This window comes from Pseudomonas fluorescens (assembly GCF_001648775.1).
GTDB classification, from domain to species: domain Bacteria; phylum Pseudomonadota; class Gammaproteobacteria; order Pseudomonadales; family Pseudomonadaceae; genus Aquipseudomonas; species Aquipseudomonas fluorescens_M.
Window position 1 is genome coordinate 404714 of sequence record NZ_LVEJ01000003.1, and the last position, 20814, is coordinate 425527.

22 protein-coding genes are annotated in these 20814 nt (G+C 60.0%); 12 read left to right on the top strand and 10 right to left on the bottom strand.

Going from position 1 to position 20814, the window contains the following annotated elements; all coding sequences use genetic code 11:
- Position 1 precedes the first annotated feature (1 nt).
- The 5 genes from livM to A8O26_RS06190 all read left to right on the top strand — a co-directional run bounded on the left by livM (position 2) and on the right by A8O26_RS06190 (position 5569).
- Positions 2-1303, top strand: a complete 1302-nt coding sequence (livM, locus tag A8O26_RS06170) for a high-affinity branched-chain amino acid ABC transporter permease LivM (protein WP_064117215.1) — start codon at positions 2-4, stop codon at positions 1301-1303.
- Positions 1300-2172, top strand: a complete 873-nt coding sequence (locus A8O26_RS06175; RefSeq protein ID WP_008078277.1) for an ABC transporter ATP-binding protein — start codon at positions 1300-1302, stop codon at positions 2170-2172. Before livM ends, A8O26_RS06175 begins: the two co-directional genes overlap by 4 nt.
- Positions 2169-2885 (top strand): ABC transporter ATP-binding protein, encoded by a 717-nt coding sequence (locus A8O26_RS06180; RefSeq protein WP_008078275.1) that lies wholly within the window; start codon positions 2169-2171, stop codon positions 2883-2885. Before A8O26_RS06175 ends, A8O26_RS06180 begins: the two co-directional genes overlap by 4 nt.
- Positions 2886-3724: 839 nt before the next feature.
- On the top strand, positions 3725-4489 hold the full coding sequence (locus tag A8O26_RS06185) for an SDR family oxidoreductase (RefSeq protein ID WP_007915905.1): 765 nt from the start codon (positions 3725-3727) through the stop codon (positions 4487-4489).
- A 174-nt stretch (positions 4490-4663) separates the two neighbouring features.
- Positions 4664-5569: a cation diffusion facilitator family transporter gene (locus A8O26_RS06190; RefSeq protein ID WP_064117216.1), complete on the top strand. Its 906-nt coding sequence runs from the start codon at positions 4664-4666 to the stop codon at positions 5567-5569.
- A 121-nt stretch (positions 5570-5690) separates the two neighbouring features.
- Here the strand turns inward: A8O26_RS06190 and A8O26_RS06195 are convergent, their stop codons facing one another.
- The 7 genes from A8O26_RS06195 to A8O26_RS06225 form a co-directional block, all read right to left on the bottom strand.
- Complete coding sequence (locus A8O26_RS06195) at positions 5691-6824, bottom strand: AGE family epimerase/isomerase (protein ID WP_064117217.1); 1134 nt, start codon at positions 6822-6824, stop codon at positions 5691-5693.
- 181 nt (positions 6825-7005) lie between these two features.
- Entirely contained in the window at positions 7006-7578 is a 573-nt protein-coding gene (locus tag A8O26_RS06200; RefSeq protein ID WP_064117218.1) for a HupE/UreJ family protein, read from the bottom strand.
- Between the two features lie 27 nt (positions 7579-7605).
- Positions 7606-8220, bottom strand: a complete 615-nt coding sequence (ureG, locus tag A8O26_RS06205) for an urease accessory protein UreG (protein WP_053116815.1) — start codon at positions 8218-8220, stop codon at positions 7606-7608.
- 12 nt (positions 8221-8232) lie between these two features.
- The gene (locus tag A8O26_RS06210) at positions 8233-8907 is read right to left on the bottom strand and encodes an urease accessory protein UreF (RefSeq protein WP_064117219.1); all 675 of its coding nucleotides are present in this window, start codon (positions 8905-8907) and stop codon (positions 8233-8235) included.
- Positions 8904-9404, bottom strand: coding sequence for an urease accessory protein UreE (gene ureE / locus A8O26_RS06215; protein ID WP_064117220.1), 501 nt, complete (start codon positions 9402-9404; stop codon positions 8904-8906). The genes A8O26_RS06210 and ureE overlap by 4 nt, the downstream gene beginning before the upstream one ends.
- 301 nt (positions 9405-9705) lie before the next feature.
- Positions 9706-10338, bottom strand: a complete 633-nt coding sequence (locus A8O26_RS06220; RefSeq protein ID WP_064117221.1) for a TetR family transcriptional regulator — start codon at positions 10336-10338, stop codon at positions 9706-9708.
- 145 nt (positions 10339-10483) lie between these two features.
- The gene (locus A8O26_RS06225) at positions 10484-10951 is read right to left on the bottom strand and encodes a hypothetical protein (protein WP_064117222.1); all 468 of its coding nucleotides are present in this window, start codon (positions 10949-10951) and stop codon (positions 10484-10486) included.
- 385 nt (positions 10952-11336) lie between these two features.
- Here A8O26_RS06225 and A8O26_RS06230 point away from each other — a divergent pair, with 385 nt between their 5' ends.
- Positions 11337-13412 (top strand): AsmA family protein, encoded by a 2076-nt coding sequence (locus A8O26_RS06230; protein WP_064117223.1) that lies wholly within the window; start codon positions 11337-11339, stop codon positions 13410-13412.
- Between the two features lie 117 nt (positions 13413-13529).
- Here the strand turns inward: A8O26_RS06230 and A8O26_RS06235 are convergent, their stop codons facing one another.
- Both A8O26_RS06235 and A8O26_RS06240 read right to left on the bottom strand, forming a co-directional pair.
- Positions 13530-14063: a ferritin-like domain-containing protein gene (locus A8O26_RS06235; protein WP_064117224.1), complete on the bottom strand. Its 534-nt coding sequence runs from the start codon at positions 14061-14063 to the stop codon at positions 13530-13532.
- 98 nt (positions 14064-14161) lie between these two features.
- The gene (locus tag A8O26_RS06240) at positions 14162-15112 is read right to left on the bottom strand and encodes a LysR substrate-binding domain-containing protein (RefSeq protein ID WP_253756710.1); all 951 of its coding nucleotides are present in this window, start codon (positions 15110-15112) and stop codon (positions 14162-14164) included.
- Between the two features lie 109 nt (positions 15113-15221).
- On the opposite strand from A8O26_RS06240, the gene A8O26_RS06245 reads away from it, so the two are divergent.
- The 3 genes from A8O26_RS06245 to A8O26_RS06255 all read left to right on the top strand — a co-directional run bounded on the left by A8O26_RS06245 (position 15222) and on the right by A8O26_RS06255 (position 17136).
- The gene (locus tag A8O26_RS06245) at positions 15222-15860 is read left to right on the top strand and encodes an FMN-dependent NADH-azoreductase (protein WP_064117226.1); all 639 of its coding nucleotides are present in this window, start codon (positions 15222-15224) and stop codon (positions 15858-15860) included.
- Positions 15861-16166 carry a DMT family transporter gene (locus A8O26_RS06250; RefSeq protein ID WP_007950617.1) on the top strand — a complete coding sequence of 102 codons (306 nt, stop codon included), beginning with the start codon at positions 15861-15863 and terminating at the stop codon, positions 16164-16166. It abuts the gene before it with no gap.
- Positions 16167-16257: 91 nt separating this feature from the next.
- Entirely contained in the window at positions 16258-17136 is an 879-nt protein-coding gene (locus A8O26_RS06255; protein ID WP_064117227.1) for an esterase/lipase family protein, read from the top strand.
- A 114-nt stretch (positions 17137-17250) separates the two neighbouring features.
- Here A8O26_RS06255 and A8O26_RS06260 read toward each other — a convergent pair whose 3' ends face one another.
- A complete protein-coding gene (locus tag A8O26_RS06260) occupies positions 17251-18138 on the bottom strand; it encodes a DMT family transporter (protein WP_064117228.1) in 888 nt (295 codons plus the stop codon).
- Between the two features lie 96 nt (positions 18139-18234).
- On the opposite strand from A8O26_RS06260, the gene A8O26_RS06265 reads away from it, so the two are divergent.
- The 3 genes from A8O26_RS06265 to A8O26_RS06280 all read left to right on the top strand — a co-directional run bounded on the left by A8O26_RS06265 (position 18235) and on the right by A8O26_RS06280 (position 20740).
- The gene (locus A8O26_RS06265; RefSeq protein WP_064117229.1) at positions 18235-19029 is read left to right on the top strand and encodes an AraC family transcriptional regulator; all 795 of its coding nucleotides are present in this window, start codon (positions 18235-18237) and stop codon (positions 19027-19029) included.
- Positions 19030-19092: 63 nt separating this feature from the next.
- Complete coding sequence (locus A8O26_RS06270; protein WP_064117230.1) at positions 19093-19398, top strand: PsiF family protein; 306 nt, start codon at positions 19093-19095, stop codon at positions 19396-19398.
- A gap of 328 nt (positions 19399-19726) precedes the next feature.
- Positions 19727-20740, top strand: coding sequence for an AI-2E family transporter (locus A8O26_RS06280; RefSeq protein WP_064117232.1), 1014 nt, complete (start codon positions 19727-19729; stop codon positions 20738-20740).
- Positions 20741-20814: the final 74 nt, after the last annotated feature.

Sequence of the window (20814 nt, forward strand, 5' to 3'; positions counted from 1 at the left end):
GATGTCTTCAACCACCAAAAAAAGCATTGATGTCAAAAAAAGCCTGGTTGAGGCGATTCTGGCCGGCCTGATTGCCCTGATCGTTTTCGGGCCGATTGTCGGTGTCGTCCTTGAGGGGTACAGCTTCAATCTCGAACCGACCCGCGTAGCGTGGATCATCGGTATCGTCATGGTTGGCCGCTTCGTCCTCAGCCTGTTCCTGCAAACGCCCAAGGGCCTGAAAATTCTCGACGGATTCGAGAGCACCGGTTCCGGTGTGCACGTGCTGCCAAGCGACCATAAATCGAGCTTGCGCTGGATCATCCCGCTGCTGATTGTGCTGGCGGTCATCGTGCCGTTTGTTTCCAACTCCTATCTGTTGGGCGTGGTCATCCTCGGGTTGATCTACGTGCTGCTGGGGTTGGGGCTGAACATCGTGGTCGGTCTGGCTGGTCTGCTCGACCTCGGTTACGTGGCGTTTTACGCCATCGGTGCCTACGGTCTGGCGCTGGGTTATCAATACCTCGGTCTGGGTTTCTGGACGGTGCTGCCGCTGGCGGCGATCACCGCGGGTCTGGCCGGTTGCATCCTCGGTTTCCCGGTGTTGCGTCTGCATGGCGACTATCTGGCGATCGTGACCCTGGGCTTCGGTGAAATCATTCGCCTGATCCTCAACAACTGGTTGTCCCTGACTGGCGGCCCGAACGGCATGCCGGCGCCATTGCCAACCTTCTTCGGTCTGGAGTTCGGCAAGCGGGCGAAGGATGGCGGGGTGCCGTTCCATGAGTTCTTCGGCATCGCCTACAACCCGGACGTGAAGTACTACTTCATCTACGCGGTGCTGTTTCTGGTGGTATTGGCGGTGCTGTACATCAAGCATCGTCTGGTGAAAATGCCGGTCGGTCGCGCCTGGGAAGCCCTGCGTGAAGACGAAATCGCCTGCCGCTCGATGGGCCTCAACCACGTGCTGGTCAAGCTTTCGGCGTTCACCATTGGCGCGTCGACGGCGGGTCTGGCCGGGGTGTTTTTCGCCACCTATCAAGGTTTCGTCAACCCGACCTCGTTTACCTTCTTCGAATCGGCGTTGATCCTCGCCATCGTCGTGCTCGGCGGCATGGGTTCGACCATCGGCGTGGTGATCGCGGCATTCGTGCTCACCGTCGCCCCGGAACTGCTGCGCGGCTTCGCCGAATATCGCGTGTTGCTGTTCGGCATCCTGATGGTGTTGATGATGATCTGGCGACCACGCGGGCTGATCCGCATCAGCCGTACCGGGGTCACTCCACGCAAAGGTGCCATTCACTATGAGAGGACTGCGCCATGAGTGAAGTCGTACTCTCTGTTGAAAAACTGATGATGCACTTTGGCGGCATCAAGGCCTTGAGCGATGTCAGCCTGAAGGTTAAACGCAACTCGATCTTCGCCCTGATCGGCCCTAACGGCGCTGGCAAAACCACGGTGTTCAACTGCCTGACCGGTTTCTACAAAGCCTCCGGCGGCAAGATCGAACTCAATGTGCGCGGCCAGCAGACCAACGTCATCCAGTTGTTGGGCGAGTCGTTTAAAGCGACCGACTTCGTCTCGCCGAAATCCTTCCTCAGCCGTCTGTATTACAAGATGTTCGGTGGTACGCACCTGGTGAACCGTGCGGGGCTGGCGCGGACATTCCAGAACATTCGCCTGTTCAAGGAAATGTCGGTGCTGGAAAACCTGCTGGTGGCCCAACACATGTGGGTCAACCGCAACATGCTCGCCGGCATCCTCAATACCAAGGGCTACCGCAAGGCTGAAAGCGACGCGCTGGACGTTGCGTTCTACTGGCTGGAAGTGGTCGATCTGGTCGACTGCGCCAACCGTCTCGCCGGTGAACTTTCCTACGGTCAGCAACGCCGTCTGGAGATTGCCCGGGCCATGTGCACGCGGCCGCAGATCATCTGCCTCGACGAACCGGCCGCCGGCCTCAACCCTCAGGAAACCGAAGCGCTGAGCGCGATGATCCGGCTGCTGCGCGACGAGCACGATCTGACCGTGGTGCTGATCGAACACGACATGGGCATGGTTATGAGTATTTCCGACCACATCGTGGTGCTGGACCACGGCATCGTCATCGCCGAAGGCGGGCCTGAAGCGATTCGTAACGACCCGAAAGTGATTGCCGCCTATCTCGGCGCCGACGAAGAGGAGCTGGTATGACGCAACCGATCCTCGAACTCAAAGACCTCGACGTGTTCTACGGACCGATCCAGGCGCTTAAAGGTGTTTCGCTGCAGATCAACGAGGGGGAAACCGTCAGCCTGATCGGCTCCAACGGTGCCGGCAAATCGACGTTGCTGATGTCGATCTTCGGCCAGCCACGGGCAGCGGGCGGGCAGATCATTTATCAAGGCGTCGACATCACCCAGAAGTCTTCGCACTACATCGCCTCCCACGGCATCGCGCAGTCGCCGGAAGGCCGGCGGGTGTTTCCCGACATGACCGTCGAGGAAAACCTGCTGATGGGTACCATCCCGATTGGCGACAAGTACGCCAAAGAGGACATGCAGCGCATGTTCACGCTGTTTCCACGGCTGGAAGAGCGGCGTACCCAGCGGGCGATGACCATGTCCGGTGGTGAGCAGCAGATGCTTGCGATTGCCCGCGCGTTGATGAGTCGGCCGAAGCTGTTGCTGCTCGACGAGCCGAGCCTGGGCCTGGCGCCGATCGTGGTGAAGCAGATCTTCGCAACCCTGCGCGAACTGGCGAAAACCGGCATGACGATTTTCCTCGTCGAGCAGAACGCCAACCATGCGCTGAAACTGTCTGACCGGGCGTATGTGATGGTCAACGGCGAGATTCGCCTGACGGGCACGGGTAAAGAGCTGTTGGTGAATGAGGAGGTGCGTAACGCCTATCTGGGCGGGCACTGATTCCTCGACGTTATGCACAGCCCCGGCGACGCAAGTCCCGGGGCTTTTTCATTCCTCAAACATACCGCACGCCTGTGTAGGAGCTGCCGAAGGCTGCGATCTTTTGATGTTGTCTTTAAAGATCAAAAGATCGCAGCCTTCGGCAGCTCCTACAGGGAATTGATCAGTGATTTCAAGTGTTGCGTGGAATTGTGGAAAACAAATTCCCCAAGCTGTCAAAGCGCGACATATAGACGCTGCAAATGGCTGTTTTTCCACAGTTTTGACTTGTCCCCGTTTGCTGTGGAGCTGGCTGTGAATAACGTGGGTGTATCTGGCTGTACGCCTTGTAAGCCGTGGCCTGTAAGCGCGTGGTTGTTTTTTGATCAGGCGTTTTTGCAGCGCTTGAAGTCTTCGTTGTCAACCTTTTTATAGGGGCGCGGATCGCAGCGATTCCAGGTGAACAAGCCTGTGGATAAGTCTGTGACTAAACTCTGGAAAGACTGCGCTGAGGGCTGTAATTACTGGCCGCGCGCAATCACTGTGCTGACCGGCTGGTCGTGCAAAATGCCATCTCCGGCACATCTGCCACTTCAGGGTCAAGCAAAAAACTTTCTATTTCCCCCGCAAAGCCTTGTGTGGCGCGGCTTTGCGCGTTTCCAGTTGCCCCCGGAAACTGTGGAAGGGACTGTGGATAACATGCGTGCACATGGCTACAGGCCACGGTGGCTGTGGCGTCGGCGGGGTTGGTTGTTTTTTGAACACTGTGTAGCAGTTGCCCGTGAGTGCCGGGCCGGGCATGCTGCCTGCTGATTTTCTATTCCAAGGGCTGCTCCGGTGGCCGAAGCAAGGAGAACACGATGTCCAACACCCTGTTTATCACCGGCGCGACGTCCGGATTTGGTGAAGCCTGCGCCCGTCGTTTTGCCGAGGCTGGCTGGAAACTGGTGCTGACCGGCCGTCGTGAAGAGCGCCTCAATGCGTTGTGCGCCGAGCTGTCGAAACAGACCGAAGTGCATGGTCTGGTGCTCGATGTGCGTGATCGCAAGGCGATGGAGGAGGCGATTGCCAACTTGCCGCCATCGTTCGCCAAGCTGCGTGGCCTGATCAACAACGCCGGTTTAGCGCTGGGTGTGGACCCGGCGCCGAAGTGCGATCTGGACGATTGGGACACCATGGTCGACACCAACGTCAAAGGCCTGATGTACGCAACCCGCCTGCTGCTGCCGCGCCTGATCGCCCATGGCCGAGGTGCCGGCATCGTCAACCTCGGCTCCATCGCCGGCAACTATCCGTATCCGGGCAGCCACGTGTATGGCGCGACGAAGGCGTTCGTCAAACAGTTCTCGCTGAACCTGCGTTGCGACTTGCAGGGCACCGGCGTGCGCGTCAGCAACATTGAGCCAGGGCTGTGCGAGAGCGAGTTTTCGCTGGTGCGTTTTGCTGGAGATCAGGAGCGTTACAACGCGACTTACGCAGGGGCTGAGCCGATCCAGCCGCAGGACATCGCCGAGACGATTTTCTGGGTGATGAATGCGCCCGCCCACATCAACATCAACAGCCTGGAGTTGATGCCGGTGAGCCAGACCTGGGCGGGTTTTGCCATTGAGCGGAACAAGGCTTAAGACCGCGCTGAAGCCATTCGCGAGCAAGCTCGCTCCCACATTTGATCGCGGTCTCATGTGGGAGCGAGCTTGCTCGCGAATGGGCCGTCACAGGCAATAAATCCCGATAAGGTAAACTCCCCTCGCAACAACCCAACCGCACCCCGCGGTTTTCAAGGTTTTCGAGGAGTCAAAGTGAGTAACCGAGGTGAGCAGGCACTGCTCAAACAATCGACCATTCTGATGTTGGCGGTGGCGATTGCCGGGATCGTCACCGGTTTTGTTTCAGGTTCGCAATCCATCCTGTTCGATGGTTTTTTCTCGCTGATCGCAACGTTCATCAAAGTCCTGATGCTGATCACCGCCAAGCTGATCGCCAAGCAAAGCAATCACCGGTTCCAGTTCGGTTTCTGGCATCTGGAGCCGATGGTGCTGCTGATCGAAGGCAGCTTCCTGATGTTGATCGCGATCTACGCGTTCCTCAACGGCGTGTTCGGCATCATCAACGGTGGCCGCGACATCGAGTTGGGGCTGGTGATCATTTATGCCGCGGTGTTTACCGTGGTCGAATTCGCCTACTTCTTCTACGTACGGCAGCGCAATCGCAAGCTTAAATCGAGCCTGATCCAGTTCGACAACATCAGTTGGCTGGTGGACGCGATGCTGTCCGTGGGCCTGTTGATCAGTTTCCTCGCGGCGTTGCTGCTCAAGTCCCAGGGCTATGGTCAGTGGGCGGTGTATGTCGACCCGCTGATTCTGATCGTGCTGGCGCTGACCATGTTGCCGCCGGCGTTCAAGATCCTTGGTCCGGCGTTGCGCGATGTACTGGGGATTGCCCCGGACACGCTGGATGATCAGGTGCGCCAAGTGATGGACGCGGCGAAAACCGAGCATGGTTTCGACGCTTACGTGTCGTACGTGCAGAAGCACGGGCGAGCACGGTTTATCGAGATTCATGTGGTGTTGCCGGCGGATTATGCGTTGAGCAATGTCGGACAACTGGATGCGTTACGCGAAGAGATTTCGGCGAAGCTGGGCAAGCCGGATGCGGCGCGCTGGTTGACCATCAGCTTTACCGGGGACAAGAAGTGGATCGCCTAGAGACCGTGTAACGGCCATTCGCGAGCAAGCTCGCTCCCACATTGAATTGCGGAGAACACACTGTTTGTGAGCCGCACAATCACCTGTGGGAGCGAGCCTGCTCGCGAAAGCTATTTGTCAGTCAGCGCAGATATTCAGCGAGACCGTGGTAGCAAGTCGCCAAGTGATAAGGGGTCGTCGATGGCATGTCCTTGCGACTCACCTCTCCCAATTCATCCCGACACTCATGCCAGCCACCTGCATGCAGAAACCGCTGCTGCAACGCCTGCATCTGGCGCAGCACCACGGCCTCACTACCCTGACGCAAAGTCAGCGCCCGCAGGTATTCGGCCTGCGCCCAGATGCGCTGAGTCGAATCCCTCGGGCGCCCGTCCATTTCCAGATCGAGCATTGCACGCACTGCGCCAGATGGCTGCACCACACCGTATTGCTCGGTAAAGGCAAACGCCCGATCCAGCGCCGCATGCAGTTTCGAACCGCGCAACAACGGCGACGATTCCAGCAGGAAATACCATTCGAACTGATGCCCCGGCTCATACCAGTTATCCACAGCGCCGAGTGGCTTCTCCATCAACACGCCATGCTGCGGGTCGACAAAGTGCTTGTGCATGGCTGTGCATAACGCCAGCAACGCGGTCTGCGTCTGCGCATCTTCGCGCACGGCAAGGGTGGCGAGGAATGCTTCGGCCAGGTGCATCAAAGGATTCTGCAGCGGGCCGGTCTCGAGGGTGACCCAGTCACGATCAAGGCACGCTTCGTACAAACCATCGCCGGTAGCGAAGCGCCGGCCAATGATTTCCAGTGCCGCATTCAACGTCGACTCGACCAGCGGATCGCGGGACTTTGCCCAGTAATGCGCGCAGGCGAACAGGATGAACGCGTGAGTGTAGAGGTCCTTGCGCTGATCCAGCGGTTTGCCCTGCGCATCGATGCTGTAGAACCAGCCGCCATGCTCGGCATCGTGGAAGTGCCGTTGCAGCGATCGGAACAGTTCCGCCGCACGGACTTCAGCGTTATCCACAACCCCGATCAGGCTGGAAAACAGATACAGCTGCCGTGCGCAGGCCATCGCCCGATAGCGTTGCGGTGGCAGGGGTTGGTGCGCGGCGTCCAGCGCCTCAAAGGGCAACGCCATGTCGGCGTTCCAGCCCGGGCCTTGCCAAAGCGGCACGATCACGTTGACGAAGTGCTGCTGCACATCGCAAAACAGGGCGGTCAATTCAGGCAGGGCGGTGGAGCGGGAAGCGTGGGGCATGGGCGGACGTCGTCACGGCTGGGGCGATTGCGCGACATGGTAGCAGAGAGACCGGCATCAGAGATGCGGCGTCTGATCGGCCGCCTTCGCGAGCAAGCTCGCTCCCACAGGTTTTGTGTACGCCACAAATCCAATGTGGGAGCGAGCTTGCTCGCGAAGGGGCCAGTTCAGACAATAAAAACTAGCCTGCGAGCAACCAGACACCAGTCGCCGCCGAAGCCGCACCTGCAAGGCGCACCAACGGTGCAGCCGCCTGAGGCAGGAAACGCACCACGGCATAACCCGCCGCATGCAGTGCAGCCGTCGCGGCGACGAAACCTGTCGCATACGCCCAAGGACTGCTCATGTCCGGCAATTCCAGCCCATGCGCCACACCATGAAACAACGCAAACACCGCCGTCGCCACCACCGCCATCACCAACGGCGGACGCACCGCGAGCGCCACGGCCAGCCCCAGCGCCAACACCGACGCGGCAATCCCGCTTTCCAGCGCCGGCAACTCCAGCCCTTCAAAGCCGAGCATGCCGCCAATCAACATGGTGCCGACAAACGTGCACGGCAGCGCCCAGCGCGCCGCGCCTTGCTGCTGCGCGGCCCACAAGCCGACTGCGACCATCGCCAGCAAATGGTCGAGGCCGCCGATCGGGTGGCTGATGCCGGCGATCAAACCGCTGTCGCCATGCCCCGGATGAGCGAAGGCCAGCGCCGGGGTCAACAGCAGCGCCACAGCGCCCAGAATGCGTTTAAGTGTCATGAATAAGCTTCCTTGTTGAAAAGTGCATCAGGCTGCGGTCAGCAGGCCCTGGCGTTCGATGAAGGCGATGATGGCTTCGAGGCCCTGGCCGGTTTTCTGGTTGCTGAAGACAAACGGCTTGCCGTTGCGCATGCGTTTTGTATCGCTGTCCATCATTTCCAGCGAGGCGCCTACCAGCGGCGCGAGGTCGATCTTGTTGATCACCAGCAGATCGGATTTGCAGATCCCCGGTCCGCCCTTGCGCGGCAGCTTGTCACCGGCCGAAACGTCGATCACGTAAATGGTCAGGTCGGACAGTTCCGGGCTGAAGGTCGCCGAGAGGTTGTCACCGCCGGATTCCACCAGAATCAGGTCGAGGCCCGGAAAGCGCCGGTTCAGTTGATCGACCGCTTCAAGATTGATCGAGGCGTCTTCGCGGATCGCCGTGTGCGGGCAGCCACCGGTTTCCACACCAATGATTCGCTCCGGCGCGAGGGCTTCGTTGCGCACCAGAAAATCGGCGTCTTCGCGGGTGTAGATGTCATTGGTGACCACGGCGAGGTTGTAGCGCTCGCGCAGGGCCAAGCACAGGGCCAGGGTCAACGCGGTTTTACCGGAACCGACCGGGCCGCCGATGCCGACGCGCAGAGGTTGTGTGTTCATCGAGTGTTTCTCCTAAGAACGGAAGAGGCGGCTGTACTGGCGCTCGTGAGCCATGCACGCCAGGGACAGACCGAACGCGGCGCTGCCCATGTGTTGGGGATCGATTCGGCTGGCGTCCTGCTGCGCTTGTTGCAGCAGCGGCAGCAGTTCGCTGGTCAGGCGTTGCGCGGCTTGCTGGCCCAGCGGCAGGGTTTTCATCAGTACGGCGAGCTGGTTTTCCAGCCAGCTCCACAACCACGCGGCGAGGGCGTCTTGCGGACTGATGTTCCAGGCGCGGGCAGCCAGTGCCCAGCACAGGGCCAGATGCGGTTCAGTGCATTGATCAAGAAAGTCGCGGGCAGGCGCGTCGAGCTCCGGCAAACCGTTGAGCAATTGCTGCAACGAATAGCCCATCTGCCGGCTCTCCAGATGCAGTTCGCGAGTTTCGCGGCTGGCACGGTGGCTTTCGCAGAGGCTGAGCAACTCGGCCCATTGTTGGTCGGCAGCGGCCTGGCAATGCGCGAGCAACAGCGGCGCTTCGAAGCGGGCGAGGTTGAGCAGCAACTGATCACTGATCCAGCGCCGGGCGCTGTCGGGATTGTTCACGCGGCCGTTATCTACCGCCATTTCCAGGCCTTGCGAATAGCTGTAGCCGCCAATCGGCAATTGCGGACTGGCCAGGCGCAGCAGCGCCCAGGCCGGATTCACAGGCGTACGCCGAACTGATGGAGTTTCGGCGCGTAGTTGAAGTCCTCGTCGCCGTGGCGTGAATGGTGATGGCCGCCGCCATAAGCACCGTGTTCCGGCTGGAATGGCGCTTCAATGGCTTCGACCTGCGCGCCGAGCTGTTCGAGCATGGCTTTGAGTACGTAATCGTCGAGCAGGCGCAGCCAGCCATCGCCGACTTGCAAGGCGACGTGACGGTTACCCAGGTGATAGGCGGCGCGGGTCAGTTCAAAGGCGTTGGCGCAGGTGACGTGCAGCAATTGCTCGGGGCGCGCGCAGACGCGGACGATGCGGCCGTCTTCAGCCTGTAGGCATTCGCCGTCATACAGCGGCGACTGACCGCGCTCCAAAAACAACCCGACGTCTTCGCCCTCGGCACTGAAACAGCGCAAACGGCTTTTGCTCCGCGCTTCGAAGGTCAGGTGCAACTCGGCGGCCCAGACGGGTTGAGGGTCGATTCTGCGGTGAATCACCAGCATCGGAAAGCTTCCAGCTATGGACAATACTCTGGCTAGAGCAAGGGCCTTGCCAATCGGACGAGATGTAGGAAATCCCTGTCGGAGCCTAGTGGATGTTTCAAGATGTTGCTGAATTTTGAAATGTTTTGGTGCGTGAAGATTTTTTAATGCACCAAATGGAGGCCGATACACCGAACCAAATGTGGGAGCGAGCTTGCTCGCGAGTGCAGTAAGTCAGAGATATAGATGTTGACTGACACGACGCCTTCGCGAGCAAGCTCGCTCCCACAGGGGAGACTGGTGTGTCAGTCATAAAAGGGAATTACTCGGTACTTCCCAGCCCTTGCCAATGCTTGAGGCCGATAAAGATAAAGCGCAGTTGCTGGGTGATCTTCGCCTGTGGCGTCAGATGCTCCGGCAGGGCTTCGGCGGGTGGGTCGATGATGTCGGGGAGGGTGGCAAACACCGATTTGACGATCAGGTCAGCCATCACGCTCAGACCTGCGGCGTCCAGATGCTGCAGTTTGGGCATCATCGTCAGGTCAGAAGCAAGGTCGGAGCTGATATTCTCGCGCAGCCGCCCGATCGCCTGACGCACCGGCAGTGAGCCGCCGTACTGCTCGCGAGCGAGAAACAGAAATTGCGAGCGGTTGGCGCTGACCACATCGAGAAAGATCCGCACCGACGCATCAATGATGCCGCCCATGACGAATTCGTTGTGGCGTACCAGGCGAATGGTCTCGCGGAAGGTCTGGCCGACCTCGCTGACGAGCACCAGCCCGAGTTCGTCCATATCGGCAAAATGCCGATAGAAACCGGTGGGCACGATGCCGGCGGTTTTCGTCACTTCGCGCAGGCTCAGGCTGCCGAATCCTCGGCCGCTCTCCATCAAGTGGCGGGCAGCGTCCATCAGGGCGTTGCGGGTTTGCTGTTTCTGTTCGGCGCGGGGCAGCATCGCTGGGTGTGTTCTTCGGCAGGACAAGCGCCGCACTCTAGCAAATCGGCTTTGTCGGCGTCGAACGGCAGGGCAGGATTTATCGGGGCTGAAAAGTCAAAAGCCCAATCTGGTGATTGGGCTTTTTTTCGAGGCCGCCATGGGCTTAGCTCAGAGCGCTGTTGCGTTCGATTACACGGTCACCACCACCTTCGGCAAGGGTCTGGCCTTGTGGAGTGCGGTCGCTACCGTCGGACGCCAGGGTCTGGCCTTGTGGGGTGCGGTCGCTGCCATCGGACGCCAGGGTCTGGCCTTGTGGGGTGCGGTCGCTGCCATCGGATGCCAGGGTTTGGCCTTGTGGGGTGCGGTCGCTACCGTCGGATGCCAGGGTCTGACCTTGTGGAGTCTTGTCATAGCCGTCTTGAACCAGACCTTTCTCTTCCAGGCGATCACGGCCGCCTTCAGCCAGAGTCTGGCCCTGTGGAGTGCGGTCGCCACCATCAGCCGCTACGGTCTGGCTGAACACGGAATGGCTGGATTTCACTTGCGGGGTAGCCTGATCGGCAGCGGGCAGGGCGAAAGCAGTGCTGGCTAGCATCGACAGGGTAAGGCTGAGCAGTAATTGGCGTTTCATGATGGGTTGCTCCTTGGGAGGGCGATAAAGTGGGTACGAGGGCAATGCTACTCTCGATAAGTCGATATAAAAGTTCATAAACGCAATGGTAATAATCAACAGAATTGATTGTTCTGCCGGGAGGCTCTAGATCGGGCCTTTCCGGGCAACGGTTTTGCACCGAGGTGGGTATTTCCGACTCACTCGCGCCTCGCAAAAGTGCGGGTCGCGGTAACACTGTTCGACAGATCGGTCAGATTGCGCGCGACTTTTTGCGCCCGAATCGACCTTTCGATTAAACCTGCGGCTCGTTTGCCAGTCGTAGACTTCATGAGGGCCGCTTTGGCCCGCCGTTTCAGCCGTGCGCCGCAGTTTTTGCGTGCGGTCGTGATCAGGAGCTTTGTGCATGACGCGCACTGGAAAAATCTTCAGCTGGACCTTCGCCATCCTCGTGCTGTTACTGGCCGTGCTGGTATTGATCATCGTGTTCTTCGACTGGAACCGGATCAAACCGCCGATCAACGCCAAAGTCTCGGAAGAACTGCATCGACCGTTTGCCATCAATGGCAACCTCGCGGTGATCTGGCAGCGCGAGCCGGACGAGGGCGGCTGGCGCGCGTGGGTGCCGTGGCCGCACGTGGTCGCTGAAGATTTGAGCCTGGGCAACCCGGAGTGGTCGAAGAAGCCACAGATGGTCACGCTCAAGCGTGTCGAACTGCGCATTTCGCCGCTGGCGCTGTTGGCGCAACGGGTGGTGATTCCGCGCATCGACCTGACCGAACCGAATGCCGAGCTGCAACGTTTGGCCGATGGCCGCGCCAACTGGACGTTCAAATTCGATCCGAAAGACCCGAATGCCGAACCGTCGAACTGGGTGGTCGACATCGGCGCCATCGGTTTCGACAAGGGCCACGTGACCCTCGACGATCAGACTCTGAAGACCAACCTCGATGTGTTGATCGATCCGCTGGGCAAGCCGATCCCGTACAGCGACATCGTCGGCGACAAAGCCGCGAAAAGCGCGCAGGACAAGGGCGGTGCGCCGCAGGATTATGCGTTCGCCTTGAAGGTCAAAGGCCAATATCACGGGCAAAACCTTACCGGTCAGGGCAAGATCGGCGGGCTGCTGGCGTTGCAGGATGCGCGCCAACCGTTCCCGTTGCAGGCCCAGGCGAAGATCGGCGACACCCGCATCGAACTCGCCGGCACGCTGACCGATCCGCTTAATCTGGGCGCCCTCGATCTGCGCCTGAAACTGGCCGGCGCCAGCCTTGGCAATCTCTATCCGCTGACCGGCGTGACCCTGCCCGACACGCCGCCGTACTCCACCGACGGCCATTTGATCGCCAGGCTGCATGACGACGCCGGGGCGAAATTCACCTACGAGCAGTTCAACGGCAAGATCGGTGGCAGTGATATTCATGGCGACCTGACCTACGTCGCCAGTCAGCCACGGCCGAAACTCAGCGGCGCGTTGCTCTCCAACCAACTGTTGTTCGCTGACCTCGCGCCATTGATCGGCGCTGACTCCAATGACAAGCAAAAGGCTCGCGGCGGCGAGAGCAAGCAACCGGCCGACAAAGTCCTGCCGGTGGAAGAGTTCAAGACCGATCGCTGGCGCGCCATGGACGCCGACGTCGAGTTCACCGGCAAGCGCATCGTCCACAGCGAGAAGCTGCCGTTCACTGACCTTTATACCCACCTCAAACTCAACGACGGCGAACTCAGCCTGGAGCCGCTGCGCTTCGGCGTGGCTGGCGGCAATCTCGATGCACAGATCCGCCTCAACGGTCGCACCGAGCCGCTGGAAGGCCGGGCGAAACTGACGGCACGCAGGTTCAAGCTCAAGGAACTGTTCCCGACGTTTGAACCGATGAAGACCAGTTTCGGTGAGCTCAACGGCGACGCCGATATCAGTGGGCGCGGCAACTCGGTGGCCAAGCTGCTGGGTGGGGCCAACGGCAATCTGAAGATGTTGATCAATGACGGCGCGATCAGCCGTGAGCTGATGGAGCTGGCCGGGCTCAACGTCGGTAACTACGTGGTCGGCAAGATCTTTGGCGACAAGGAAGTGAAGATCAACTGCGCAGCGGCGGACTTCGACATCAAGACCGGTCTGGCGACCACGCGGCTGTTTGTCTTCGATACCGAGAACGCGATCATCTATATCGACGGCACGGCGAACATGGCCACCGAGCAGCTAGATCTGACCGTGACGCCGGAATCCAAGGGCTGGCGTTTGATTTCCCTGCGCTCGCCGCTGTACGTGCGCGGCAAGTTCATCAAACCGGACGCCGGCGTGAAGGCCGTGCCGCTGATGTTGCGCGGGGCGGGGATGGTGGCATTGGGTGTGATCGCAGCACCGGCGGCGGGGCTGTTGGCGCTGGTGGCACCGAGTGGCGGTGAGCCGAATCAGTGTGCGCCGTTGCTGGAGCAGATGAAGGCGGGCAAGGCGCCTGTCACTGTTAAACCGACCCGATAGTCGGTGCCCGTAAGGGCCTCTTCGCGAGCAGGCTCGCTCCCACAGGGGACCGCATTCCTTCAGATGGATGCGGTCGAGTGTGGGAGCGAGCTTGCTCGCGAAGGCGTTTTAGAAGGGTTACAGGTCGTTCAGGATGTCGGCCATGTCATCGGCATGCTCTTCTTCCTGCGCCAGAATATCTTCGAAAATGCGCCGGGTAGTCGGGTCTTTCTCGCCGATGTACTGGATGATCTCGCGATAGCTGTCGATGGCGATCCGTTCGGCTACCAAGTCTTCGTAGACCATCTCTTTGAGGGTGTTGCCGGCCACGTATTGCGCGTGGGACATTTTCGACAGCAGGTCGGGGTTGAACTCAGGTTCGCCGCCCAATTGCACAATGCGTTCGGCCAGACGGTCGGCGTGCTGCGCTTCCTGATTGGCGTGTTCGAGAAACTCTTCAGCGGCCACATGGGCTTTCACGCCATTGGCCATGAAGTAGTGGCGTTTGTAGCGCAACACGCAGACCAGTTCGGTGGCCAGCGATTCATTGAGCAAGCGCAGCACCTCTTCACGGTCGGCACTGTAGCCCTCGGTGACGGCGCCGTTCTCGACGTGTTGGCGCGCACGGTCGCGCAAGGTTTGAACATCTGACAGATGCAGGTCGTCGCTCATTTTAATCTCCAGGAGGCTAATCCGATGGGTGCCACGTTCTGCGGACGTGGTCGCTACCCAAGTTGTGAGTCATGAGCGAAGGAAAAAGTTTTATCGATTTACGCAGGTGTCTCCGTCGACGCTGCCGCAGCCTGCGAGCGGGGTAACAGCCCCGACAGCAGCGCCTCTTCCTGCAACCACTGAAAAAATGCGCGCACCGGCGGATGCCGTTCACGGCCCGGCACACACAACGCGCTATACCCAGCGCCGTCGACCTGAACCTCGCCCTTGTACGGCAGCAGCAAACCGCTGGCGACGCTCTCCGAGACCAGAATATTGCTCGCCAGCACCAACCCCTGCCCGGCGATCGCCGCTTGCAGGGCGTAGTGTTCCTCGTCGTATTCGCGGTTGATCGGCTGCTGATTCAGCCAGTGTTCGCCGGCCTTGGCGCACCACGCTTGCCAGCCATGGGCATACAGTTTCGAGTTGTGCCAGCGCACGCTGATCAGGGTCGGCGTGCGCCGGGCCGCCAGCGCGACTTGTTCCGGCGAGCCATACACACCGAACGATTCATCGAACAGACACAGACCATACAGGTTCGGGTAATCGTCGAGGCTGTAACGCAACACCAGATCGACACTGGCGTCCTGATGCAGGTCGATGACTTCGCAATGCGTATCGAGGCGCACATTGATGTTCGGGTGCTGCGCATAAAATCGCCCGAGGCGCGGCACCAGCCATAGCGCGGCAAACGCGGCGGTGGTCGACAGCGTCAACGTGCTGGCGTTGCGCTGCGGGCGCAGGGTGTCGACGCTCTGCGCCACCTCCAGCAATGCGCCGTGCAGGCTGCGAAACAGCCGCTCGCCGCCCTCGGTCAGGCGCACCTGACGCGGCAGGCGTTCGAACAGGGCGACGCCGAGCCAGTCTTCCAGCGAACGGATCTGATGCGAAATCGCCGTCGGCGTCACCGACAGTTCTTCGGCGGCAGCCTTGAAACTCAGCAGCCGCGAAGCCGATTCAAAGGCGCGCAGGGCGGTCAGGGGCAGCGAGGCGAACATTGAACGCTCCATGGATGAAATGGATTCATCCCGACTGATTTTTGCTCATTTGAGAAGAGGCAGTAGCGAGCTTCAAGCTGCAAGCCACAAGCAGTTTGATTCTAGTCCGGAGGATTTACAGATGAGCAGGATTCTTGCGATTCATGCCAGCCCACGAGGCGAGCGTTCCCACTCGCGGCGCTTGGCGGAACATTTTCTCAGTGCCTGGCAGGTGCGTCATCCGCAGGCGCAGCTGACTCGCCGCGAGGTCGGGCGGGCGCTGATTCCGGCGGTCAATGAGGCTTTTGTTGCCGCCGCATTTCATCCACAGCCTGAGGCGCGTCCATTGTCGATGCAGGCCGATCTGGCATTGAGCGATCAACTGGTCGGCGAGTTGTTCGAGCATGACCTGCTGCTGATTTCTACACCGATGTACAACTTCAGCGTGCCCAGCGGCCTCAAGGCCTGGGTCGATCAGATCGTGCGCCTCGGTTTGACCTTTGACCACACGCTGGACAACGGCGTCGCCCAGTACACCCCGCTGTTGCAGGGCAAGAAGGCGCTGATCGTCACCAGTCGTGGCGGTTTCGGCTTCGGTCCGGGTGGTGAGCTGGAAGCCTTGAACCATGCCGACCCATGGCTGCGCACGGCGCTGGGTTTTGTCGGCATCAATGACGTCACCGTGGTCGCCGCCGAGGGCGAAGAATCCGCTGAACGCACCTTCGCGGTGTCGGTGGCCGAGGCCGAGCAGCGCTTGCTCGACCTCGCCCGGGCGTTCTAGGTGGCCTGGCTGTTCCTGCTGATCGCCGCCGGGTTTGAAGTGACGTTCGCCATGGGCATGAAGTACGCCGAAGGCTTTACCCGGCTGTGGCCCTCGCTGATCACGGTGGTCGCAGCGGTCGGCGGCATTTATTTTCTGACCCTGGCGATGCGCGAGTTGCCGGTGAGCATTGCCTACCCGATCTGGACGGCGATTGGCTCACTGGGCACGGTGTTTCTCGGTTTCGCCTTGCTGGGCGAGAGCCTGACGCTGGTCAAACTGCTGTCAGTGGGGCTGATTGTGGCGGGGGTGGTGGGGCTGAAGTAGGCTGGTCGATGAGTTGTCATCATCAGGGAGGATGCTTGGCGGGCGTTTTGCACGTCTGGCATCCACTCACCGACCACAAGGATGTTTGCCCATGTCGACGCGTTATCCACTGGTGCTGGTGCCGGGCATGCTCGGGTTTATCCGGCTGGTTGTCTATCCGTACTGGTACGGCATCATCAAGGCGTTGCGCCGGGGTGGTGCGACGGTGATTGCGGTGCAGGTGTCGCCGCTCAACTCCACCGAGGTGCGCGGCGAGCAGTTGCTCGCACGCATCGATGAGATTCTGCGCGAGACCGGGGCGCAGAAGGTCAACCTGTTCGGTCACAGCCAAGGCTCGCTGACGGCGCGCTATGCGGCGGCGAAACGGCCTGATCTGGTGGCTTCGGTGACGTCAGTCGCCGGACCCAATCATGGTTCGGAACTGGCTGACTACCTGGCGAAACATTACCCGGCGGACAGTGCCAAAGGTCGGCTCCTTGAGGCGCTGCTGCGTTTTGTCGGCTGGCTGATGGCGCTGCTGGAAACCGGTTACCACGGGCCGAAACTGCCGGTGGATATTCACGCCTCGCACCAATCGCTGACGACTGAGGGTGTGGCGCTGTTCAATCAGCGTTATCCACAGGGCTTGCCTGACACCTGGGGCGGGCACGGGCCGGAAGAGGTCAATGGCGTGCGCTATTACTCATGGTCGGGGACGTTGCAGCCGGGCAAGACTGATCGCGGTGGCAATCTGTTTGACGGGACCAATCGCAGTTGCCGCTTGTTTGCGAAAACCTTCGTGCGCGAGCCCGGGCAGTGCGACGGGATGGTCGGGCGCTATAGCTCGCATCTTGGGACGGTGATTGGTGATGACTATCCGCTGGATCACTTCGACATTGTTAACCAGTCGCTGGGGCTGGTCGGCAAGGGGGCGGATCCGGTGCGGCTATTTGTCGAGCATGCGGCGCGGCTAGAGGCTGCCGGGGTTTAGCCACGAGACCGCGTCATCGTTCTTCGCGAGCAGGCTCGCTCCCACATTCGAATGCATTCCAACAGAAGGAATGCGGTCACCTGTGGGAGCGAGCCTGCTCGCGAAGAGGCCGGATCAGGCGACGCTTAATCTGCGGCCCAACACGGTGGTCCAGCGCTCGGAGAGAATCACCCCACCCAAGGTCAACAGCCCACCGACCAAGTGATACATCGCCAACTGCTCCTTCAACACCACCGCCGCAATCAGCGCGGTAATCAACGGCAGCAAGTTAAAGAACAAGGTCGTGCGGCTCGGCCCCAGACGTTGCACAGCCTGCATCCACGCCAGCGGCGCAAGCATCGACGCCAACAGGCACGCATACAACACCAGCGGAATGTTCTGCAAGGTCAGCCCGGTCTTCGGCGAAGCGGCATACAACGGAAACAGCACGACAATCGCCACCAGCACCTGCAAATACAGCAACACCAACGGCGGCAGGCGCAGCTGCCATTTTTTCAGCAAGGTGCTGTAGATCGCGTAGGCGAGGGTCGCGATCAGCATCATCGCATCCCCCATGTTCAGCCCGTGTTGCAGCAACGCACCGAGGCTGCCGGACGACACCACCACCAGCACACCGGCAAACGACAACACGGCACCGACCAGCGCGCCAGCGGTCAGGCGCTGGCCGAGACTGATGATCGCCATGGCCAGCGACATCAACGGCATCAGCGACAGGATGATGCCCATGTTGGTCGCGGTGGTCAGGGTTGCGGCGAAGTAGGCGAGGCTCTGATACACCGCCATGCCGAGCACACCGAGAACGAAAATCTTGCCCAGGTTCGGACGGATCTGCGGCCAGTGCGCGATCACCGCTTTGAGCATGAACGGGGTGAACAGCAGCCCGGCGAGCAGCCAGCGGTAGAAACCGATCTCGGCGGGGAAAATTGCCCCGACCGCCAGTTTGTTGATCACGGTATTGCCGGCCCAGATAAAAATCGCCAGCAGCGGAAACGCGTATTGCATGAGTTGAAACCAGTACGTTGATGAAGCGCAATTATCCCTTGTCTGGATGCAAGCCTATACTTCGAACCGGACAACCTGCCTCTGAAACCGGACAGCATGAACAGTAAACACATCGATCTGCTGGATTTCAGCGAACTGCCGTCAGCGGTGTATTTCCGCTACGCCGACTTCAATGCCCATGAATACGCCGCGCCGCATCGGCATCCGTGGGGCACTTTGGAGTACGCGGCGCACGGCGTGCTGCACATGGACGTCGACGGCAGCCGCTTCATGTCGCCGCCGCAATACGCGGTGTGGGTGCCGCCGCAGGTCGAGCACAGTTTTTACAGCCATCAACCGGTCAACTATCGCGCGGTGTGCCTCGACCCCAAGGTCTGCGCCGCACTGCCGAAGCGCGCCTGTACCTTGGCGATCAGCGACATTCTCAAGGCGATTCTCAAAGACTTTGCCGCCCGCGACGTGAAGATTCCCGAACTCGATGCCGATCAGCGCCTGGCGCAGGTGTTGGTCGATCAATTGCAGCAGGCACCGGTGCACGAATGTTATCTGCCCTACGCGAGCAGCCCGGGGTTGCTGGCGATCCTCGAAGCCTTGCAGGCCGAGCCGGGCAACAATCAGCCGCTGGCGCATTGGGCGCTGCAGGTGCACGTCAGCGAACGCACGCTGGCGCGGCAGTTTGTCCGTGAGCTGGGGATGAGTTTTGGCGAGTGGCGCCAGCGCCTGCGCTATCTCGCCGCGATCGAGGCGCTGGAAACTACACGCAGCGTGCAGGAAATCGCTTTCGATCTCGGTTACAGCAGCGGCTCGGCATTTATCGCCATGTTTGCACGCCAGGCCGGCTGCACACCGGAGCAGTATCGCCGCAGCCATCGCGAAGGCAGGAAGGTGTAACAAGCTTTGACTACACTCCAGCTGAGGCCGCCCCCCTCGGTGCGGCGACAAGGAGAAAACTCCATGAAGATGTTGCGTGTGCCGTTGTTGATGATTGGTTTGCTCCTGTGTTCCCAGGGTTTCGCCGCCACGGCGCAACAGAACAAAATGACCACCTGCAATGCCGATGCGACCGCCAAGAGTCTGAAAGGCGATGAGCGCAAAAACTTCATGAGCACCTGCCTCAAGGCAGCGCCGGCGGCCAACGATGCCAAGGCCCTGACCCCGCAGCAGGAAAAAATGAAAACCTGCAACGCCGACGCGAAAACCAAAGCCCTGACCGGCGATGCGCGCAAGACGTTCATGAGTGATTGCCTGAAGAAAAAATAACTTGATTCGGTGGGGGGCTGGTCGACGTGTCCGCTTGAGATTTGCCCTCACCCTAACCCTCTCCCGGAGGGAGAGGGGACTGAGCGCGTTGTTTCAAGACATTCGTCGACCTGAAAGAACGGGTCGATTATGGATTCCATGGCGCTGTTCCAGGTCAGTGGATATCCCGAGCATCCCCCAATCGGTTCCCTCTCCCTCTGGGAGAGGGCTAGGGTGAGGGCTGGATCTCAAGCCGGGCACCAAAAGCTGAAGCACCGCATATTTCTAGTGCTCACCCCGGAACGCTGGCAGACTGCCAATCCTTTTACGCCGTTCGTTTTGAGGCTGTATGCCAACGTTTTCTGAGCGTCATGTAGTGTTCTGGGTCAGTTGCATCATCATTTTCGGCGGCTTGCTGTTGGTGCTGCCGCTGCGTTTGTTGCCCAGTCTGTTGGCCGGATTGTTGGTCTATGAGCTGGTCAACATGCTCACCCCGCAACTGCAACGGCTGATCGAAGGCCGCCGCGCGCGTTGGCTGGCGGTGGCGTTGCTCGGCACGCTGGTGGTGAGTGTGCTGGCGCTGATCTTTGCCGGTGCAATCAGTTTCCTGCTGCACGAAGCGGAAAATCCCGGGGCCTCGCTGGATAAATTCATGGGCGTGGTCGATCGTGCGCGCGGGCAACTGCCGCCGTTCATCGACGCCTATCTGCCGGCCAGTGCCGGCGAATTCCGTGTGGCGATCGGCGAATGGCTGAGCAAGCATCTGTCCGAGTTGCAACTGGTGGGTAAAGATGCGGCGCACATGTTTGTGACGCTGCTGATCGGCATGGTACTCGGGGCGATCATCGCCCTGCAGCGCGTGCCCGACGTGACCAAGCGCAAACCGCTGGCGGCGGCGCTGTTCGATCGACTGCACCTGTTGGTTCAAGCGTTTCGCAATATCGTCTTCGCGCAGATCAAGATCGCGTTGCTCAACACGTTTTTCACCGGGATTTTCCTCGCGGTGATTCTGCCGATGTTCGGCGTCAAGCTACCGCTGACCAAAACCCTGATCGTGCTGACCTTCCTGCTCGGTCTGTTGCCAGTGATCGGCAATCTGATTTCCAACACGCTGATCACCATCGTCGGCCTGTCGCTGTCGATCTGGGTGGCGGTGGCGGCGCTGGGGTATCTGATTGTTATCCACAAGCTTGAATACTTCCTCAACGCGCGCATTGTCGGCGGGCAGATCAGTGCCAAGTCGTGGGAGTTGCTGCTGGCGATGCTGGTGTTCGAGGCCGCGTTCGGCTTGCCGGGGGTGGTGGCGGGGCCGATTTATTACGCGTACCTGAAGAGTGAGTTGAAGCTGGGCGGCATGGTGTAACCGATGGATCTGTGTTGCCTGATCTGGCGCTTTCGCGAGCAAGCTCGCTCCCACACTGGATTGCATTTCAACTG

Coding starts and splice junctions, on each gene's coding strand:
- A8O26_RS06220 (WP_064117221.1), bottom strand. CDS start 10,338: ATGCTGCCCCGCGCCGAACAGAAACAGCAAACCCGCAACGCCCTGATG.
- A8O26_RS06235 (WP_064117224.1), bottom strand. CDS start 14,063: ATGAGCGACGACCTGCATCTGTCAGATGTTCAAACCTTGCGCGACCGT.
- livM (WP_064117215.1), top strand. CDS start 2: ATGTCTTCAACCACCAAAAAAAGCATTGATGTCAAAAAAAGCCTGGTT.
- A8O26_RS06260 (WP_064117228.1), bottom strand. CDS start 18,138: ATGCAATACGCGTTTCCGCTGCTGGCGATTTTTATCTGGGCCGGCAAT.
- A8O26_RS06195 (WP_064117217.1), bottom strand. CDS start 6,824: ATGCCCCACGCTTCCCGCTCCACCGCCCTGCCTGAATTGACCGCCCTG.
- A8O26_RS06280 (WP_064117232.1), top strand. CDS start 19,727: ATGCCAACGTTTTCTGAGCGTCATGTAGTGTTCTGGGTCAGTTGCATC.
- A8O26_RS06185 (WP_007915905.1), top strand. CDS start 3,725: ATGTCCAACACCCTGTTTATCACCGGCGCGACGTCCGGATTTGGTGAA.
- A8O26_RS06180 (WP_008078275.1), top strand. CDS start 2,169: ATGACGCAACCGATCCTCGAACTCAAAGACCTCGACGTGTTCTACGGA.
- A8O26_RS06175 (WP_008078277.1), top strand. CDS start 1,300: ATGAGTGAAGTCGTACTCTCTGTTGAAAAACTGATGATGCACTTTGGC.
- A8O26_RS06270 (WP_064117230.1), top strand. CDS start 19,093: ATGAAGATGTTGCGTGTGCCGTTGTTGATGATTGGTTTGCTCCTGTGT.
- A8O26_RS06225 (WP_064117222.1), bottom strand. CDS start 10,951: ATGAAACGCCAATTACTGCTCAGCCTTACCCTGTCGATGCTAGCCAGC.
- A8O26_RS06245 (WP_064117226.1), top strand. CDS start 15,222: ATGAGCAGGATTCTTGCGATTCATGCCAGCCCACGAGGCGAGCGTTCC.
- A8O26_RS06200 (WP_064117218.1), bottom strand. CDS start 7,578: ATGACACTTAAACGCATTCTGGGCGCTGTGGCGCTGCTGTTGACCCCG.
- ureE (WP_064117220.1), bottom strand. CDS start 9,404: ATGCTGGTGATTCACCGCAGAATCGACCCTCAACCCGTCTGGGCCGCC.
- ureG (WP_053116815.1), bottom strand. CDS start 8,220: ATGAACACACAACCTCTGCGCGTCGGCATCGGCGGCCCGGTCGGTTCC.
- A8O26_RS06230 (WP_064117223.1), top strand. CDS start 11,337: ATGACGCGCACTGGAAAAATCTTCAGCTGGACCTTCGCCATCCTCGTG.
- A8O26_RS06240 (WP_253756710.1), bottom strand. CDS start 15,112: ATGGAGCGTTCAATGTTCGCCTCGCTGCCCCTGACCGCCCTGCGCGCC.
- A8O26_RS06255 (WP_064117227.1), top strand. CDS start 16,258: ATGTCGACGCGTTATCCACTGGTGCTGGTGCCGGGCATGCTCGGGTTT.
- A8O26_RS06265 (WP_064117229.1), top strand. CDS start 18,235: ATGAACAGTAAACACATCGATCTGCTGGATTTCAGCGAACTGCCGTCA.